General features: G+C 61.1%; 18 protein-coding genes. 3 read left to right on the forward strand and 15 right to left on the reverse strand.

What is annotated here, in order from left to right; translation table 11 throughout:
* Positions 1-2: 2 nt before the first annotated feature.
* The 6 genes from FX984_RS24175 to ppc all read right to left on the reverse strand — a co-directional run bounded on the left by FX984_RS24175 (position 3) and on the right by ppc (position 6,537).
* Positions 3-830 carry an isocitrate lyase/PEP mutase family protein gene (locus FX984_RS24175; protein ID WP_108573940.1) on the reverse strand — a complete coding sequence of 276 codons (828 nt, stop codon included), beginning with the start codon at positions 828-830 and terminating at the stop codon, positions 3-5.
* 27 nt (positions 831-857) lie between these two features.
* Positions 858-1,718 (reverse strand): DUF72 domain-containing protein, encoded by an 861-nt coding sequence (locus FX984_RS24180; protein WP_027604505.1) that lies wholly within the window; start codon positions 1,716-1,718, stop codon positions 858-860.
* Positions 1,718-2,008 carry a hypothetical protein gene (locus FX984_RS24185; protein WP_027604506.1) on the reverse strand — a complete coding sequence of 97 codons (291 nt, stop codon included), beginning with the start codon at positions 2,006-2,008 and terminating at the stop codon, positions 1,718-1,720. The genes FX984_RS24180 and FX984_RS24185 overlap by 1 nt, the downstream gene beginning before the upstream one ends.
* Before the next feature lie 160 nt (positions 2,009-2,168).
* Positions 2,169-2,855, reverse strand: coding sequence for a tRNA (adenosine(37)-N6)-threonylcarbamoyltransferase complex dimerization subunit type 1 TsaB (gene tsaB, locus FX984_RS24190; protein WP_027604507.1), 687 nt, complete (start codon positions 2,853-2,855; stop codon positions 2,169-2,171).
* 89 nt (positions 2,856-2,944) lie between these two features.
* Positions 2,945-3,592 carry an adenylate kinase gene (gene adk, locus FX984_RS24195; RefSeq protein ID WP_010212617.1) on the reverse strand — a complete coding sequence of 216 codons (648 nt, stop codon included), beginning with the start codon at positions 3,590-3,592 and terminating at the stop codon, positions 2,945-2,947.
* Positions 3,593-3,891: 299 nt separating this feature from the next.
* A complete protein-coding gene (gene ppc, locus FX984_RS24200) occupies positions 3,892-6,537 on the reverse strand; it encodes a phosphoenolpyruvate carboxylase (protein WP_027604508.1) in 2,646 nt (881 codons plus the stop codon).
* Positions 6,538-6,721: 184 nt separating this feature from the next.
* Between ppc and FX984_RS24205 the strand changes: the two genes are divergently transcribed.
* The 3 genes from FX984_RS24205 to lptF all read left to right on the forward strand — a co-directional run bounded on the left by FX984_RS24205 (position 6,722) and on the right by lptF (position 8,615).
* Entirely contained in the window at positions 6,722-7,066 is a 345-nt protein-coding gene (locus tag FX984_RS24205) for a hypothetical protein (protein WP_027604509.1), read from the forward strand.
* A gap of 297 nt (positions 7,067-7,363) precedes the next feature.
* Entirely contained in the window at positions 7,364-7,774 is a 411-nt protein-coding gene (locus FX984_RS24210) for a DUF4398 domain-containing protein (RefSeq protein ID WP_169899499.1), read from the forward strand.
* A gap of 55 nt (positions 7,775-7,829) precedes the next feature.
* The gene (gene lptF, locus FX984_RS24215) at positions 7,830-8,615 is read left to right on the forward strand and encodes a lipotoxin F family OmpA-related lipoprotein LptF (protein ID WP_098480282.1); all 786 of its coding nucleotides are present in this window, start codon (positions 7,830-7,832) and stop codon (positions 8,613-8,615) included.
* A 438-nt stretch (positions 8,616-9,053) separates the two neighbouring features.
* Here the strand turns inward: lptF and FX984_RS24225 are convergent, their stop codons facing one another.
* The 9 genes from FX984_RS24225 to FX984_RS24265 form a co-directional block, all read right to left on the reverse strand.
* Positions 9,054-9,383 carry a hypothetical protein gene (locus FX984_RS24225; RefSeq protein WP_043293396.1) on the reverse strand — a complete coding sequence of 110 codons (330 nt, stop codon included), beginning with the start codon at positions 9,381-9,383 and terminating at the stop codon, positions 9,054-9,056.
* A gap of 169 nt (positions 9,384-9,552) precedes the next feature.
* Positions 9,553-9,879 (reverse strand): PA3694 family proteiin, encoded by a 327-nt coding sequence (locus tag FX984_RS24230; protein WP_003172217.1) that lies wholly within the window; start codon positions 9,877-9,879, stop codon positions 9,553-9,555.
* Positions 9,876-10,781 (reverse strand): alpha/beta hydrolase, encoded by a 906-nt coding sequence (locus tag FX984_RS24235; protein WP_027604512.1) that lies wholly within the window; start codon positions 10,779-10,781, stop codon positions 9,876-9,878. The genes FX984_RS24230 and FX984_RS24235 overlap by 4 nt, the downstream gene beginning before the upstream one ends.
* Positions 10,782-10,808: 27 nt before the next feature.
* Complete coding sequence (locus FX984_RS24240; RefSeq protein ID WP_027604513.1) at positions 10,809-12,086, reverse strand: flavohemoglobin expression-modulating QEGLA motif protein; 1,278 nt, start codon at positions 12,084-12,086, stop codon at positions 10,809-10,811.
* 21 nt (positions 12,087-12,107) lie between these two features.
* Complete coding sequence (locus tag FX984_RS24245; RefSeq protein WP_092356418.1) at positions 12,108-12,656, reverse strand: hypothetical protein; 549 nt, start codon at positions 12,654-12,656, stop codon at positions 12,108-12,110.
* A gap of 15 nt (positions 12,657-12,671) precedes the next feature.
* A complete protein-coding gene (locus tag FX984_RS24250) occupies positions 12,672-13,388 on the reverse strand; it encodes a TetR/AcrR family transcriptional regulator (RefSeq protein ID WP_027604515.1) in 717 nt (238 codons plus the stop codon).
* Positions 13,389-13,494: 106 nt separating this feature from the next.
* Complete coding sequence (lysS, locus tag FX984_RS24255; RefSeq protein ID WP_027604516.1) at positions 13,495-14,997, reverse strand: lysine--tRNA ligase; 1,503 nt, start codon at positions 14,995-14,997, stop codon at positions 13,495-13,497.
* A gap of 91 nt (positions 14,998-15,088) precedes the next feature.
* Positions 15,089-16,184, reverse strand: a protein-coding gene (gene prfB, locus FX984_RS24260) for a peptide chain release factor 2 (protein ID WP_098465888.1) whose coding sequence is annotated in 2 segments (ribosomal slippage) — positions 15,089-16,111 and positions 16,113-16,184 — 1,095 coding nt in all. Because the reading frame shifts where the segments join, the coding sequence is not laid out codon by codon here.
* A 156-nt stretch (positions 16,185-16,340) separates the two neighbouring features.
* Entirely contained in the window at positions 16,341-17,342 is a 1,002-nt protein-coding gene (locus FX984_RS24265; RefSeq protein ID WP_027604517.1) for a response regulator, read from the reverse strand.
* Positions 17,343-17,373: the final 31 nt, after the last annotated feature.

Consider the following 17,373-nt stretch of genomic DNA (forward strand, 5'->3'; position numbering starts at 1 on the left):
GCTCAGTCCTTGAAGAACTGATTGGCCTGGCTGAAGGGCATCGAGCGCTCGGTAAAGCTGAAGGTGCCCAGCTCATAGACTTCCTGGGCCGCTCGGTAGAACTCACCATAGGCCGCCAGTGCCATGGCCGAGCCCACGCTGATGCGCTTTACCCCCATCGCACTCAATTGCGCCACGCTGAGTTTCAGGCCGCCGGACATCAACACGTTCACCGGCTTTGGCGCCACGGCCTTGACCACCGCCAGCACGTCCTCGGCACTGCGCAGGCCCGGCGCATAAAGCACGTCGGCGCCGGCTTCGGCGTAGGCCTGCAAGCGGCGAATAGTGTCGGGCAGATCCAGGCGACCATGCAGGAGGTTTTCCGCGCGGGCCGTCAGTGTGAAGGGGAATGGCAAGCTGCGGGCAGCGGCGACGGCGGCTTCCACGCGTTCTACGGAAAGGTCGAAGGGATAGATCGGGTCGACGGCAACGCCGGTGGCATCTTCGATAGAGCCCCCCACGATACCGCTGGCCGCCGCCCGCAGGATGGTCTCGGTACAGCCATCAGGGGTATCGCTGAAGCCGTTTTCCAGGTCGGCCGCCACCGGCAGCGCGGTGGCCTTGGCAATCATGCTGGCATTGCCCAAGGTGTCTTCCAGGGACAACGCCCCTTCCGCGTCCGGGCGTCCCAGGCTGAACGCATAACCCGCACTGGTCGTGGCCAGGGCTTCAAAGCCAAGGCTGGCGAGCATCACCGCAGAGCCGGCGTCCCACGGGTTAGGCATCACGAAGGCACGGTCGCGCTCATGCAGGGCCTTGAAGGTTTCGGCGCGAAGGGTTTGGGCATCCATGACTGACTCCTGGCGGGAAAAGGAGCCCTAGAGTAACCCCAGTTGCTCGGCTTCGGGTTCCCGATGCAAGGTCGGCAGCGCCGGCAGGCCGGGCAGGCGCGCCATCAGCTGCGCGTGAAAACGCAGGGCCAGTTGCGCGGCAAGGCGATTATCCGAGGTGTGCAGGAACACGTAGGGTGTGCGGCCTTCTTCGATCCAACCCGCGACTTTTTCCACCCACGGCACCAGGAACGGGTCATTGGCCTCAAGCTCCGGATGGCCGATAAAACGCACTTGGGGAAACCGGGTCAGCGCGGCCGGACGGGGCGGCACCTTGGGCTTTTTCGATTGTGCGTGCAGTACCGCCGCCGAAGTCGACGTGCAACTGAACAACGCACGCGGGTCGAGGCAGATGCGCTCGACACCGCGATCACGCAACAAACGGTTGAGCATGCGCTCGGCATCGCCCTTGGCGAAGAACTCAGGGTGGCGTACTTCCACCGCCATCGGGCGTTCCAGGCCATCGATAAAACCGGCCAGTTCAGCCAGGCGTTGCGGCGAAAAACTCGCCGACAGTTGCAGCCACAGCGGCGAAACACGTTCACCGAGCGGGCTCATCAAACCGACAAAACTTTCCGCCGCCGGCAATTGCTCGCGCAAGTCGCCACCGTGACTGATGTCACCGGGGAATTTGGCAGTGAAGCGAAAATCGTCGGGCATGATGTCGGCCCAGCGCTGCACGGTAGCGGCCGAGGGGCGAGCGTAGAACGTGGTATTGCCTTCAACGGCGTTGAAGACCTGGGAATAAAGGGCAAGGTAATCGCCGGAGCGGGCGTCGGCTGGGTACAGGTACTCGCGCCAGGCGTTTTCACTCCAGGACGGGCAGCCGAGGTAGTAAGGCAGGCGCATCAGATGTGGATGTCGAGACCCAGCACTTCCATATCCCATTCGACAAATCCGGCGGTGGTCAGGTAGCTGGCCAGGGCGGTGGCAACGCTTTTGCTCATGGAGCGCGGGAAGACCATGTCTTGCTGACGGGCGGGAACGCCGCTGATGCGGGCTTGTGAACTGGCCTGCGCATCGGATTGGACCTCAATGAAGTCCGGCGAATCCTCGACGGAGTCGTCCACCGTGGCGTTTGCCCTACGCGGCTTGCGCTTGATCGGGTACGACTGTGAGGAAAATCCATCTATACGCATAGGCGCGAACTCGCTATCAGTAATGGCATTTTGGCAGCACTGTCCGTCGCGCGCAAATGCTCTGGTGATAACTAGAACACATAATTTGAAAAAGGTTTAAAAACCCGGGCAAATTCTGACGATTGGCGACTTTTGCCTCAAATTGCCATCATTTTTGGCGTCAAATAATCCCTCTTTCCGCCTTGGTCTGCGCGACCTTATCGCGCAGGTAAACCGGTGCGGCCTGATCCGCAGGAATCGCCTCGCCACGTTCGAACGCGAAGCGCGCCAGGGTCAGCAGATCTTCGGCGTGAGGCAACAGGGTGGCGTCCTGGCCAGCGGGTTGAACACCGATGCGCTCGCCATACCCCCAGCCGGTACCGGCGCCGAACCAGTCACCGCTGGCATCGTCGGGCAATACCGCCGATTCCGGTGGCTGTACCGCTTCCACGCCGACAAGGCGCATTTCGCCAGCCGTTTCGCGGTAGCAAGCCCAATACACTTCGTCCATACGCGCATCGATCGCGGCCGCCACCTGCCGCGCGCCCTGTTCGCGCAAGGCACGCTGGGCCAGTACGGCAAGGTTGGAGACCGGCAGCACCGGGCATTCCAACGCAAAGGCCAGGCCCTGGACCACGCCAATGGCGATACGCACCCCGGTGAACGCCCCCGGGCCACGGCCGAAGGCGATGGCATCCACGGCCGACAGGGTGGTGCCCGCGTCTTCAAGCAGCTGCTTGATCATCGGCAACAGCTTCTGCGCGTGCAGGCGCGGGATCACCTCGTAGTGGCTTGTGACCTTGCCATCGTGCAGCAAGGCAACGGAGCAAGCTTCAGTCGCGGTGTCCAGGGCCAGCAGGGTGCTCATCGGTGTGGGTGTCCAAGTCGAAAAAAAGTGCGCCAGTATAAACAACAACGGCCCGCAAGCGGGCCGTTGTCTATCAAGCCGATAAAGGATCAGCTCAGTGCTTGCAGGACCTTGGCGGTGATGGCTTCCACCGAGCCGACGCCAGGGATATGGCTGTACTTCGGCTTGCCCTGGGCTGCGGACAGCTTCTGGTAGAAATCCACCAGCGGCTTGGTCTGGGAATGGTAGACCGACAGGCGATGACGCACGGTTTCTTCGGTGTCGTCCTTACGCTGCACCAGGTCTTCACCGGTGACATCGTCCTTGCCTTCAACTTTAGGCGGGTTGTAGACGGTGTGGTACACGCGGCCCGAGGCTTCGTGGACGCGACGACCGGCGATACGCTGGACGATTTCTTCATCTTCAACCGCGATTTCCACCACCGCGTCCAGCTCGACGCCGGCTTTCACCAGGGCTTCGGCCTGGGGAATGGTGCGTGGGAAACCGTCGAACAGGAAGCCGTTCTTGCAGTCTTCCTGGCTGATGCGTTCCTTGACCAGGTTGATGATCAGGTCATCGGAGACCAGGCCGCCGCTGTCCATCACGCTCTTGGCGATCAGGCCCAGCTCGGTGCCGGCCTTGACGGCAGCGCGCAGCATGTCGCCGGTGGAGATTTGTGGAATGCCGAATTTTTCAGTGATGAACTTTGCCTGAGTACCTTTACCGGCCCCGGGAGCTCCCAGCAGAATGACGCGCATCGATGTGCTCCTCAATTTTTTATAGAGATGACGCTCGGATTCGCCGCGTGGGGCCAATCTCGTAAAAATAATATAGGGCTCATGAAACTATGGGCCCAGGCCGCCCAAACGGCCAAAGGCTGATCAAGATACACAGCGGGCCCTAACCACACAAGCCGCCAAAAGTCGCAGGAACCCGCGCCACGCGTACGTCATAGGTAGGGTGTGCCTGAGTGCAACCCGCGCTGTAAACGCCGACCACCCCTTTCGGGGCGGCCGTCGTGGTTTCTGCGCAAGCCTTTGAGAACACGCAAAAAACCTCAGCCGGTGTTGCGCAGGCCGGCGGCAATACCGGCCACGGACACCAGCAGCGCCTGTTCCAGAGGGCTGTCCTGCGCGGCTTCCTGGCGACGCGAGCGCGCCAGCAACTCGGCCTGCAACAGGTGCAAGGGATCGAGGTAGGTGTTGCGCAGGCGGATAAACTCCAGGGTGTCAGGGCTATGGGCCAGCAGTTGCGACTGGCCGGTCAGGCCAAGCACCACGTCGCAGGCCTGCGACAATAGGTCGCGTAAGTGCGCCCCCAATGGCAACAGGTCCGGCTGCACCAGGCGCTCGTCATACAGGCGCGCAATATCGGCATCGGCCTTGGCCAGGACCATTTCCAGCATATCGATGCGGGTGCGGAAGAACGGCCACTGTTCGCGCATCTGTCCCAGCAGTTCACCTTCGCCGCGCTCCAGGGCCTTGCTCAACGCGGCCTCCCAACCCAGCCAGGCCGGCAGCATCAGGCGAGTCTGGGTCCAACCGAAGATCCACGGAATGGCGCGCAGGCTTTCTATACCACCGGCGCGACGCTTGGCCGGGCGACTGCCCAGAGGTAGCCGGCCCAGCTCCTGCTCCGGGGTGGACTGACGAAAATACTCGACGAATTGCGGATTTTCCCGCACCACCGCGCGATAAGCGCTGACGCCGTCGGCCGCCAATTCATCCATCAAATGGCGCCACGCCGGCTCCGGTGGCGGCGGTGGCAGCAATGTCGCTTCCAACACGGCGGCCAGATAGAGATTGAGGTTCTGTTCAGCAATGTCCGGCAAGCCGAATTTGAAGCGAATCATCTCGCCTTGTTCGGTGGTACGGAAACGCCCCGCCACCGAACCCGGCGGTTGCGACAGGATCGCCGCGTGGGCCGGGCCGCCGCCACGTCCGACGGTGCCGCCGCGACCGTGGAACAGCAGCAATTCCACCTGTTGCTCCCGGCAGATATCCACCAGCCGCTCCTGGGCCCGGTACTGCGCCCAGGCGGCGGCGGTGGTGCCGGCGTCCTTGGCCGAGTCGGAGTAGCCGATCATCACTTCCTGCGGGCCCTGCAAGCGCGCCCGGTAGCCTGGCAGCAGCAACAGTTGTTCGATCACGGGACCGGCGTTATCTAGGTCGGCCAGGGTTTCGAACAGGGGCACCACGCGCATCGGCCTTTGAACGCCCGACTCTTTAAGCAGCAGTTGCACCGCCAATACGTCCGACGCTGCACCGGCCATGGAGATGACATACGAGCCTAACGATGCGGCAGGCGCGGCGGCCACTTCCTTGCAGGTATTGAGCACTTCGGCCGTATCGGCCGATGGCTTGAAATAGCCCGGCAACAGCGGTCGACGGTTGGCCAGCTCCTTCATCAGGAAGCTGATGCGCATGTCTTCGTTCCAGTCCTCGTAACGGCCCAGGCCCAGGTAATCGGTGATTTCGGTCATCGCCGCCGAATGACGACTGGAATCCTGGCGCACATCCAGGCGCACCAGGAACAGGCCAAAGGTGACGGCCCGACGCAGGCAATCGAGCAACGGGCCGTCGGCGATCACGCCCATGCCGCACGCGTGCAGCGACTGGTAGCACAGCTCCAGTGGCTCGAGCAGGTCGCGGTTGTTCTGCAACACCTCGGCAGGCGCCGGCGTGCTGCTGCTCAACGCGGTATGGGCCCATTGGCGCGTGGCGCGCAGGCGTTCGCGCAGTTGCTTGAGCAGGGCACGATAGGGTTCGACGCTGTCGCCGACCTTGGCCTGCAACGCTGGGCTGGCCTGTTGCATCGACAGTTCGGAGGCCAGGTGGTCGATATCGCGCAGGTACAGGTCGGCCGCCATCCAGCGCGCCAGCAGCAACACCTCGCGGGTGACCGGCGCGGTGACATTCGGGTTGCCGTCACGGTCGCCGCCCATCCACGACGCAAAGCGGATCGGCGCGGCTTCCAGCGGCAAACGCAGGCCCGTCGCCGCGTGTAACGCCTGGTCGGCCTTGCGCAGGTAATTGGGGATGGCGTGCCACAACGAATGCTCGATCACCGCGAAGCCCCACTTGGCTTCATCCACGGGGGTGGGCCGGGTGCGGCGGATCTCTTCGGTGTGCCAGGCTTCGGCGATCAAGCGCTGCAGGCGCTGGCGGATCTGCTCGCGCTCAGCAGTGGTAAGGTCGCGGTGATCCTGCAGCGCCAGTTGCGCGGCGATGGCGTCGTATTTCTGGATCAGGGTGCGACGCGCCACTTCGGTGGGGTGGGCGGTGAGGACCAGTTCGATGTCCAGGCGTCCCAACTGGCGGGCCAGGGACTCATTGCTGTGGCCCTCGCCCTGCAGGCGCGCCAGCAACTCCGGCAATACGCGGGACTCGAACGGTGCCGGTTGCGACTCATCGCGCCGGTGAATCAACTGGTACTGCTCGGCGATATTGGCCAGGTTGAGGAACTGGTTGAAGGCCCGCGCCACCGGCAGCAGTTCGTCTTCCTGCAACTGATTGAGGCTGGCGCTCAGTTCATCACCCGCGGCTTTGTCCGGGGCGGCTCCGCGGCGGTCGGCCTTGGCGCCTTTGCGGATCTGTTCGATCTTGGCGAGAAAATCATCGCCGTACTGCTCTCGAATGGTGTTGCCCAACAGCTCACCCAGCAGGTGAACATCCTCACGCAAGCGTGCATCGATATCACTCATCAGCCAATCTCCAGCCAGAAATCCGGGACGCGCAGGTCTGTCAGAGTGCCGCCGGCATCGTTTTATGACAAGACTTTAAACCTTGTGACTTGCAGCTAGTCTCAAGTGTGAGCCGCCGCGTTTATCCACGCGCACGGCTGGTCACTCATCACCGCCCGCCACCGCAGGCTTTATTGAGGTTGCCATGAAAATTCGAGAACTGGCCCAGCATTGGGAAGAGAACGCCAAGGGTCGCCTGACCAAGACCGAGTACGCCATCCATCTGGATGTGGAGGCCGCTGCACGGCTGGCAGCCATCGCCGAGATGTACCCCAAGCGCCACACCGAAGAACTGCTCGGCGAGCTGATCGGCGCCGCCCTTGAGGAGCTGGAAGCCAGCTTTCCCTACATCAAGGGGCAACAGGTCATCGCCACCGATGAAGAGGGCGACCCGCTCTATGAGGACGTCGGGCCTACGCCGCGGTTCCTGACCTTGTCCCGTCGCTATCTGCATGATTTGTCTGCCAGTGCCGACGACCAAAAGCACTGACGGACTCGATTGACACCCATCTGAACCCCGTATTCCGGGCCTCTGTCGAGGCTCGGAGTACCCCTGCACGTGGCAAAAGTTCCAATTTTTTACCCTGACCAATCAGTCAGATATTTTTTTAGGCAAATCGCCATCTCTTCTGAACTTTTGAAAAAAGCCTCCGGTCACAGCCAGTAAGCCATCACTTGGAACGGCCGTTTGAAAGGGCCTGTCGCGCTTTACCGCCGCGCCCCAAGCCGTTCACCGACTGCGATGGATTTTGATGTTTTTAGGAGCTATCCAATGGAGTTGAAGACGATGAAGACCAGCACTGCCAAATCCACGTTTAACCACCTGCGCGGGCTTAAATTGGCCGCGCTGGCAATCGGCACCAGCTTCGTTTTGGCTGGCTGCGCCGGCAACCCGCCAACCGAGCAGTACGCGGTGACTCAGTCCGCGGTCAACAGCGCAGTGAGCGCCGGCGGCACCGAGTACGCAGCAGTTGAAATGAAATCGGCCCAGGACAAGCTCAAGCAAGCCGAAATCGCCATGCACGACAAGAACTATGACGAGGCGCGTCGCCTGGCCGAACAGGCTGAATGGGATGCTCGCGTTGCAGAGCGCAAGTCCCAGGCCGCCAAGGCCGAACAGGCTGTGAAGGATTCCCAGAAAGCTGTTCAGGAGCTGCGTCAGGAAGGTATGCGCCCGGCTGCTATCCAGCAGAAATAAACCGCCGCGCCTGATTGCACTGCACCCGATATCGAATTGAAAGGACGACACGACTATGCGTAAACAATTGATGATCCCTGCCCTGCTGGCGATGAGCGTTGCCCTGGCGGCCTGCTCTACCCCGCCCAACGCGAACCTGGAAAACGCACGGACCAACTTCTCGTCCCTGCAAACCAACCCGCAAGCCACCAAGCTTGCCGCGCTGGAAACCAAGGACGCCAGCGATTGGCTGGACAAGGCTGACAAGGCCTACCGCGACAAGGAAGACCAGAAGAAGGTCGATCAACTGGCCTACCTGACCAACCAGCGCGTTGAAGTGGCCAAAGACACCATCGTGCTGCGCGAATCCGAAGCCAAGCTGAAAAACGCCGGCGACGAACGCGCCCGTGCCCTGCTCGAGGCCCGTGATGCGCAGATCAAGCAGCTGCAGGACAGCTTGAACGCCAAGCAAACCGAGCGCGGTACCCTGGTGACCTTTGGCGACGTGCTGTTTGCCACCAACAAGGCCGACCTGAAGTCCAGCGGCCTGGTCAACATCAATAAGCTGGCGCAGTTCCTTCAGGAAAACCCGGATCGCCAGGTGATCGTTGAAGGTTACACGGACAGCACAGGCAGCGATGCCTACAACCAGAGCCTGTCGGAGCGACGCGCCGCTTCGGTGCAGGTTGCGCTGATCAAGATGGGCGTTGACCCACGTCGCATCGTGACCACCGGCTATGGCAAGGAATACCCGGTTGCCGACAACAGCAGCGTCTCGGGCCGTGCCATGAACCGCCGCGTTGAAGTGACCATCTCCAACGATAACCAGCCGGTCAAGCCACGCTCGTCCGTCGCCAACTGATTGATTGATGCTGGATAAGAAAACCCACCTTATGGTGGGTTTTTTTTGGGCTCGCCGAATTGGACAGGACGGTTTGTGTCCTCCGCTGGCAGCTCAATCTTCGGGGCATGGGCATGTTTCGGCAAATGCTCCATCAGTTGCTTTTTCTGCTCCCGAGCCTGCTGCCGTTCCAGATCCTCATGGCACCTGACCATATCCCGCATGTTACGTAATGCAGGACTTTCAGGAGCTGCAGGATTCGCAGGAGTTGAAAAAATAGATATCGCCACTTTCTCGGCCCTGAACTGTGTAAGTTACACCGCTTTCTGTGGCGTCTTGCGCGATATGGTTCCAAATAAATCCCGCCCCCCCTGTGGGCATTGAGCGGGCCGTGGCTAACCTGACCCCGGATACACAAAAACCCGCCTATGGCAGGCGGGTTTTTCAACGGGTGGGCAATCAGGGGTTGATCGAGCCTCCCCCCTGATAGTCGGGTTGCGGAATCTGGCCATTGCCCTTGCCACCATCTTCGCTGCCACTGTTCCCCATTAAAGACTGCTGCAATTTTGCCAACTTTTCCTGCATCCTCTTCAGTTCCTCCTCCAGTTCCTCAAGACTAGCTCCGCCCCCGCTTCCATTCCCGCCCTGAGAGCCTTGTGACTTCATTTGGTCAATTCTGTTTTGTAGGCTATTAATATCCCCCTTGAGATCTTGCTCGGGACTACCGCTCCCGCCGGCGCCATAGCTGCCCGTATTCACTGGAGACTGTGTTCCGCTGATGTTTGCCATAAATGTCGACTCCACAATAACTAACGAAAAGGACCGATCAGTCACACCGATCAGTCCATAGTCTGTGGCGGGCAAATAGAGATGGTTCCGGCCTGGGAAGACTCGGACCTGCACCAAGGGACGAATCCCCAGGCTGAGTGGCGTTTTCCCACGGACTCGACGCGCTGGCTTACTGCTGCAGTTGCGGGGTTTCCTGGCCCATGCAACGCACCGCCTGCTTCTTATTATTGACCAATACACCACTCAAGCCTTTTTGTTCGGTATCGAACATGACCAGCACGCCATCGACGCACTGTGCCACTTGAGCGGCCGGGGTCAGGGAGATCTTGTAGTCCTCGCCCGGCACGGTCTTGAGCATGGTGAAGTCGCTGAGCAGCAACGCATCCTCAGGCTTGGCGAAGTGCAAATAGCCGTAGTACCACAGGCAGCCGACGGTGCCGATGATGGTGCCGATGCCGGTGAGGATCAGCGGGATCATGTTGCGTTCTTCGCTCATTGCGGGCTCTCTGATGGATCAACTTTAGGAATGGGGTAATTCGGAATCTCGCCCAGGCGGCGCAGGCCGTTGAAGTGCTGCGGGTCGTCCAGATAGCGCAGCATCACGGTTTGCCAAGTCTTGTCGGCAAAGGTCTGCACATGGCCGCCGCGGGTCAACTGCAATACCCGTGGCGGTGGCGCGGCCTGATACAGGCGGATACCGTTGGCCACGGGCACGATCGGGTCATCCAGACTGTGGAACAGCAATTTCGGCACGCCGGTCAGTTGCGGCATGGCGTTGATCGCGCTGTCGGCGTCAGGCACCAGCCAAGACAAGGGCACCTGGAAGGGCCATGTTAACCAGGAGGTGCTCAGGGCGAATTGTCCTACGTCACGATAACTGGCCGGCACGCCGTCCAGTACCAAGGCCTTGAGTTGGACTTGACGCTGCGGGTGTTCCGCCAGGTAATGCACCGCCAGCGCACCGCCGAGGCTTTGACCGAGGACGATCAACGGCTGGCCCTGGGTTTCGGGCGCCTGGTCGAGCCAGTTGAACGCCGCGTCCACATCCTGATAAATCGCCGGCAGTGAGGGCTTGCCTGCCGACAGCCCATAACCGCGATAGTCCAGCAGCAGTACCTGGTAGCCCTGCTCCGGCAACCACCAGCTGCCGCCCAGGTGCCAGGCCAGGTTACCGCCGTTGCCGTGCAGGTGCAGCACCGTCCCTTTGACGGGTACTCCGGCCTTGGCCGGCAGCCACCACGCGTGCAGCTTTACGCCGTCGGCGGTGGTGAGGGTGACATCGCGGTATTGCAAGTGCGCTTTTTCGGGCGTGAATGGCAGGCCGGGTTCGGGGTAGAACAGCAGGGAGCTGCAACCGTTCAATGTGAGTAGCAGGCACAGAATGCCGAGGATTCTCATCCGTTGAAGCCTCGTGAATAACAGCGTTTAAAGGATATTGGAGTAATCCGCCTCGATCCGGTCCAGGCTCAAGTGGTTGAGGAAGTTGGAGAAACACATCCACGCCGCCAGTGCATTCATGTCGCGGAACTGTTCAGGCAGGTACTTGGGCGGCACCACCAGGCCTTCGTCCACCAGTTGGCGCAAGGTGCGCATGTCTTCCAGGGTGGTCTTGCCGCAGAACAGCAGCGGCACTTGCTCCAGCTTGCCTTTGCGCACAGCCAGCTGGATGTAGTTGTAGACCATGATAAAGCCCTTGAGGTAGGACAGGTCCTTGGTAAACGGCAAGCCGTTCGGCACCGAGCCACGGAATACCCGGCTGGCGTTGCCATAGCTTTCGGCCATTTCAAAGCCTTGCTCGCGGAAGAACTCGAACACCTGCAGGAAGTCGGCACCCTCTTCCACCATGTGGATCGCCCGGGTGCGGTTGGTCAGCTTGCGCAAGCGGCTCGGGTAGGAGGCGAACGTAATGATCTCCATGAGGATCGCCAGGCCTTCCTGGGTCACGGTGGACGACGGCGGGCCCTTGGACAGGAAGGTGCAGATCGGCTGGTTCTGGCCGTTGAGCGTGGTACCGACATGCACCAGGCCTTCGTGGACTTCCAGCGCACGCACGTCGCGGTCGTTGAACATCGCGTCGGCGCGGATCTTGATGTAGTCGGCGCCCGCTGCGGCATCGGCAACGATGCCGTCGGACTCGAACACGCGGATGGTCTCTTCGGCTTCGCCAAATACCTTGTTCAGGCGGGTTTGCAGCAGGGCCACGGCGTCCTTGGCGGTCAGGGTCTTGGCTTCGTCCTTGAGGTCGCCACGGCCGTCGATATTGTTCAGGTAGTCGGAGAGCATCAGGCCCAGGTCAGCCAGGGTCGGGTCGCCGGCGTGGAAGGCGTCGGAAGCGGCGCCGTACAGCTCCTGGGAAATCAGGCCGAAGTCCTCGGTGCCGCGGGCTTCGAGCATGCGCACCACCATGCGGTATTCGCGGCACATGCGGCGCATGATCTGCCCCACCGGGCTGAACTGGCCGAGGCGGCGAGTGATGTCGCGTTCGATGTTCTGGAATTCCAGCTTTACCGCACTGGAGTCGAACGATAGCGGTCGGTTCAGGTAGTAGTCGCGATCCACGGCGGGCATGGCCTTGCCCTTGGCCTTGAGAAATCCCTGGCGAATGTTGTCGTCCCACTTCACAGCGTCGAGGACGCGAATCGGTGTTTGCGCCAGCACAATGCGATCGGACAAGCTGCGTATCGTCTGCTGGTAATCGTCCACCCGGTGCTTCCTCTCTAAACGTTATTTGCCCGCACGCTGGTAGCGCACGGCTTCAACGAACACATCGGCATTGGCCGGGTCATCCAGGTAGGCAAACACCTGGCTCATGGAACTGTCGACCCGTACGCCGGCGCCTTCGACGGTCTCCACGCTGCTGCCCTGCAGCACCTGTTGCCCGATGGCCTGATGAATCTGTTCGAGGTCGAGGTTATAGACCACCAATTCGTGCTTATCGTCGAACTCGAACCCCGCCAGGAAGTAATGCCCTCCGAACCGGGCCGGCAACGGTGCCGACAGGTACCAGCGGTTGCCATGACGCGAAACGGTAAACAGGTACTCATCACGCTGGGCCGGCGTGGCTTTAGGGTAGCTCACTGCCTTGTAGCGGTGCTCACCGGCACGGCTGATGCGCAGATTGAGCGGTTCGCCCCAGGCATTCCTGCTGGTCCAATGGCCCAGCAACTCATCCGGCGCCGCCTCATGGGCGGGCAACGGGTCCTTGAACGTGACCAGGCAACCGCTGAGCAACAGGAACGACAAGGCGATTACCGCCACACGCCAGGTTTTCATTGGACTCCCCCGGTGTCAGACCGAGGCCAACACCAAATGCATGTAACGCTTGAGGATCTCAAGCATCTCTTCACCGGTCAGAGGCTCTGCGCCGCCCAGCAGGCCCTGATATTCCATCCGACTGATAATCGCCGTCAACACCTTGGCGTCCTGTTGCGGCTCGCGGGAGCCCAATACCTGGAAAAACTGTCCCGTGCCCTGCAACAGGATCTGCTGGTGGGACCGCACCAGCTCGGCCAGGCGCGGGTTGAGCAAGGCTTCCTGGCGAAAGGCCTGTTCGGCCATCAAATGTTCGCGGCGGTTGGTCAGTTGGCGCAGCACATAGTCGGCGGTCAGCCGCGCAATGTCATCGGCCAGTTGCGAGCGCGATTCCGGGCTGCCATCGCCATAGGCAACCATCTCACGCAGCAGGCCTTCGTTACGCACCCATAGCTTGCCCATGAAGGCGGCGCTGCGTTCAACATACTGGGCGAAGGTATCGGTGAGCAGGTCATCGATGTCCTTGAAGTAATAGGTAGTGGCTGACAACGGCACACCGGCCTCGGCCGCCACGGCCCGATGGCGCACGGCGCGCACGCCATCGCGCACCACAATGCGCATGGCTGCATCGAGAATGTCTTGCCTGCGTTGCTCGCTGCCCCGACGGCTGGCCTTACGGCCCTGGTACTGGACGCTTTCAGCCACGGCAGCGGCAATGCCGGCGGCGCCTTCTTGAGCGGTTACGCGGTTCACGACACACATCCTTGAATAGATCAAAACCTGGCGCTGTTTGCTTGACGCTTAAAAACGCCACATAAAAAAGCCGCCTTATAAAAGGCGGCTTCGGATTTCGCTACGCTTACGCTTGTGGCCGCATGTGCGGGAACAAGATCACATCGCGGATCGACGGCGAGTTGGTCAACAACATCACCAGGCGGTCGATGCCGATACCTTCACCGGCCGTTGGCGGCATGCCGTATTCCAGGGCACGTACGAAGTCGGCATCGTAGTGCATGGCTTCGTCATCGCCGGCGTCCTTGTCGGCCACCTGGGCCATGAAGCGCTCGGCCTGGTCTTCCGCGTCGTTAAGCTCGGAGTAGGCGTTGGCGATTTCGCGACCGCCGATGAACAGCTCGAAACGGTCGGTGACGTTCGGGTTGTCGTCGTTGCGACGGGCCAGCGGCGACACTTCGAACGGGTACTGGGTAATGAAGTGCGGCTGTTCCAGCTTGTGCTCCACCAGCTCTTCGAAAATCATCACCTGCAGTTTGCCCAGGCCTTCGAAGCCCAGCACCTTGGCGCCGGCTTTCTTGGCGATGGCGCGGGCCTTGTCGATGTCGTTGAGGTCGTCGGCGGTCAGCTCAGGGTTGTACTTGAGGATCGAGTCGAATACCGAGAGACGCACGAACGGCTCGCCGAAGTGGAACACCTTGTCGCCGTACGGCACGTCGGTGCTGCCCAGGACCAGTTGCGCCAGCTCGCGGAACAGTTCTTCGGTCAGGTCCATGTTGTCTTCGTAGTCGGCGTAGGCCTGGTAGAACTCCAACATGGTGAATTCCGGGTTGTGCCGGGTCGAGACGCCTTCGTTACGGAAGTTGCGGTTGATCTCGAACACCTTCTCGAAGCCACCGACCACAAGACGCTTGAGGTACAACTCAGGCGCGATACGCAGGAACATTTCCAGGTCCAGTGCGTTGTGGTGGGTTTCGAACGGCTTGGCTGCGGCGCCCCCCGGGATGGTCTGCAGCATCGGGGTTTCCACTTCCAGGAAGTCACGCTGCATCAGGAAGCTGCGGATGTGCGCGATGACCTGCGAACGCACGCGGAAGGTCTGGCGCACGTCTTCGTTGACGATCAGGTCAACGTAGCGCTGGCGGTAACGTTGCTCGGTGTCGGTCAGGCCGTGGTGCTTGTCCGGCAACGGGCGCAGGGACTTGGTCAGCAGGCGCACGCTGGTCATTTCCACGTACAGGTCGCCCTTGCCGGAACGGGCCAGGGTGCCTTCGGCGGCGATGATGTCGCCCATGTCCCAGGTTTTCACCGAGGCCAGGGTTTCTTCGGACAGGGTCTTGCGGTTGACGTAGACCTGGATACGCCCGGTCATGTCCTGGATCACCATGAACGAGCCACGGTTGAGCATGATGCGACCTGCCACCTTGACCGGGATCGCCGCTTCAGCCAGCTCTTCCTTGGTCTTGTCCGCGTACTGCTTCTGCAAGGCATCGCAGTAGTTGTCGCGACGGAAGTCGTTGGGGAAGGCATTGCCCTTGGCGCGCTCGGCAGCCAGCTTTTCCTTGCGCAGGGCGATCAGGGAGTTTTCTTCCTGTTGCAGGGCTTGCGGGTCGAGTTGTTGGTCGCTCATGTCTTTAAATTTTCCATCAGGTTCGTGGTCCCCGGCCTGCGGCCGGGGATCGCCGGCAAGGACTGGGCGTCCCTCCGGTTCCTACAAGGGGTTACAGGCCAGATTTCAGGCTGGCTTCCAGGTATTCGTCGATGTCACCGTCGAGCACCTTGTCGCAGTCGCTGCGTTCGATGTTAGTGCGCAGATCCTTGATCCGCGAGGCATCGAGCACATAAGAGCGGATCTGGTGACCCCAACCGATATCCGACTTGGTGTCTTCCAGGGCCTGGGAAGCGGCGTTGCGCTTCTGCATTTCCTGCTCGTACAACTTGGCCCGCAGCATTTTCATGGCGGTGTCCTTGTTCGCGTGCTGGGAACGTTCGTTCTGGCAGCTCACCACGGTGTTGGTCGGTACGTGGGTAATACGTACGGCCGAGTCGGTGGTGTTTACGTGCTGGCCACCGGCACCGGAGGAGCGGTAGGTGTCGATACGCAGGTCGGCCGGGTTGATCTCGATTTCCACCTTGTCATCGATCTCGGGCGAGACGAACACCGCAGAGAACGAGGTGTGGCGACGGTTGCCGGAGTCGAACGGGCTCTTGCGCACCAGGCGGTGCACGCCGATCTCGGTACGCAGCCAGCCAAAGGCGTATTCACCCTTGATGTGCACGGTCGCGCCCTTGATGCCGGCGACTTCACCGGCCGACAGTTCCATGATGGTGGCGTCGAAGCCGCGCTTGTCGGCCCAGCGCAGGTACATGCGCAGCAGGATGTTGGCCCAGTCCTGGGCTTCGGTGCCGCCGGAACCGGCCTGGATGTCCAGGTAGGCGTTGTTCGGGTCCATTTCGTGACTGAACATGCGACGGAATTCAAGCTTGGCGAGGTTTTCCTCGAGACGGGCCAGCTCGGCGACGACATCGCCCACTGCGCCTTCGTCGTTTTCTTCGACGGCCATGTCCAGCAGGTCGCGGCAATCGGCCAGGCCGGTGTTCAGTTCATCGAGGGTGTCGACGATCTGCGCCAGCGCAGCGCGCTCGCGTCCCAGCTCCTGGGCGTATTCAGGTTTGTTCCAGACACTCGGATCTTCAAGCTCGCGATTGACTTCGGTCAGACGCTCATGCTTTTGATCGTAGTCAAAGATACCCCCGAATAGTTTCGGAGCGCTCGGACAGGTCCTTGATGGTGTTAAGGATCGGGTTGATTTCCATGGCGGGCAGCACTCGTTGGCGAACTTTTGAAAGCCGGCGAGTATAACGGCAAACGGGGACTAACGGCAGCCCGCTTGGCGAAAAGGCAGACTACGCAGGGTTAAATGTGGGAGGGGGCAAGCCCCTTCCCACCTTTTGATCTGCTGCGGCCTCGAGTCACTCGATACCGACCTGATTGCGCCCGTTGTGCTTGGCCGTATACAAGCCCTTGTCCGCCGCCATGATCAACCGGCGGCAATCGGTACCCTGCACCGGCGTCATGGTCGACAGGCCGATGCTGATGGTCAGGCTCGAGCCTTCCGCCGGCGCGATGTGCGGGATCTTCAGCGCGGCGACGGCCATGCGCAGCTTTTCCGCCACCAGGCGTGCCCCACCCGGCGAGGTGTTCGGCAATACCAGGGCAAACTCTTCGCCACCGTAGCGCGCCGGCAGGTCCGAGGGGCGGCTGCTGGCTTCGCGGATGGTGTTGGCCACTTTGCGCAGGGCTTCGTCACCCTCGACGTGGCCGAAGCTGTCGTTGTAGGTCTTGAAGAAATCCACGTCGATCATCAGCAATGACAACTGGGTCTGGTCACGCATGGCGCGGCGCCATTCCAGCTCCAGGTATTCGTCGAAGTGGCGGCGGTTGGACAGCCCGGTCAGGCCATCGGAGTTCATCAGCCGTTGCAGCACCAGGTTGGTGTCCAGCAGCTGTTGCTGGCTGACCCGCAGCGCACGGTAGGCGGCATCGCGCTGCAACAGGGTCATGTAGGAGCGCGAGTGATAGCGGATGCGCGCCACCAGTTCGATGTTGTCCGGCAGCTTGACCAGGTAATCGTTGGCCCCCGCCGAGAACGCCGCACTCTTGATCAGCGGGTCTTCCTTGGTGGAAAGCACGATGATCGGGATGTTCTGCGTGGCCGGGTGGTTGCGGTATTCGCGTACCAGGGTCAGGCCGTCGAGGCCGGGCATCACCAGGTCCTGCAGGATCACCGTGGGTTTGATGCGGATGGCCTGGGCAATCGCCTGGTGCGGGTCGGCACAGAAGTGGAAGTCGATGTTTTCTTCGTGGGCCAGGCCACGCCGGACGGCTTCGCCGATCATGGCCTGGTCGTCGACCAGCAACACCATGGCGGCGTTTTCGTCGGTCTTGATGTCGTCGATCTGTAAATCATTCATGTGCAGTCACCTGAATTACTACCTGCAAGCC

Source organism: Pseudomonas marginalis (assembly GCF_008692035.1).
In the GTDB taxonomy this organism is placed as follows: domain Bacteria; phylum Pseudomonadota; class Gammaproteobacteria; order Pseudomonadales; family Pseudomonadaceae; genus Aquipseudomonas; species Aquipseudomonas marginalis.

Bases quoted from the DNA above. Each gene is read 5' to 3' on its own strand.
- FX984_RS24175 (WP_108573940.1), bottom strand. From the start codon at position 830: ATGGATGCCCAAACCCTTCGCGCCGAAACCTTCAAGGCCCTGCATGAG.
- FX984_RS24180 (WP_027604505.1), bottom strand. From the start codon at position 1,718: ATGCGCCTGCCTTACTACCTCGGCTGCCCGTCCTGGAGTGAAAACGCC.
- FX984_RS24185 (WP_027604506.1), bottom strand. From the start codon at position 2,008: ATGCGTATAGATGGATTTTCCTCACAGTCGTACCCGATCAAGCGCAAG.
- tsaB (WP_027604507.1), bottom strand. From the start codon at position 2,855: ATGAGCACCCTGCTGGCCCTGGACACCGCGACTGAAGCTTGCTCCGTT.
- adk (WP_010212617.1), bottom strand. From the start codon at position 3,592: ATGCGCGTCATTCTGCTGGGAGCTCCCGGGGCCGGTAAAGGTACTCAG.
- ppc (WP_027604508.1), bottom strand. From the start codon at position 6,537: ATGAGTGATATCGATGCACGCTTGCGTGAGGATGTTCACCTGCTGGGT.
- FX984_RS24205 (WP_027604509.1), top strand. From the start codon at position 6,722: ATGAAAATTCGAGAACTGGCCCAGCATTGGGAAGAGAACGCCAAGGGT.
- FX984_RS24210 (WP_169899499.1), top strand. From the start codon at position 7,364: ATGAAGACCAGCACTGCCAAATCCACGTTTAACCACCTGCGCGGGCTT.
- lptF (WP_098480282.1), top strand. From the start codon at position 7,830: ATGCGTAAACAATTGATGATCCCTGCCCTGCTGGCGATGAGCGTTGCC.
- FX984_RS24225 (WP_043293396.1), bottom strand. From the start codon at position 9,383: ATGGCAAACATCAGCGGAACACAGTCTCCAGTGAATACGGGCAGCTAT.
- FX984_RS24230 (WP_003172217.1), bottom strand. From the start codon at position 9,879: ATGAGCGAAGAACGCAACATGATCCCGCTGATCCTCACCGGCATCGGC.
- FX984_RS24235 (WP_027604512.1), bottom strand. From the start codon at position 10,781: ATGAGAATCCTCGGCATTCTGTGCCTGCTACTCACATTGAACGGTTGC.
- FX984_RS24245 (WP_092356418.1), bottom strand. From the start codon at position 12,656: ATGAAAACCTGGCGTGTGGCGGTAATCGCCTTGTCGTTCCTGTTGCTC.
- lysS (WP_027604516.1), bottom strand. From the start codon at position 14,997: ATGAGCGACCAACAACTCGACCCGCAAGCCCTGCAACAGGAAGAAAAC.
- FX984_RS24265 (WP_027604517.1), bottom strand. From the start codon at position 17,342: ATGAATGATTTACAGATCGACGACATCAAGACCGACGAAAACGCCGCC.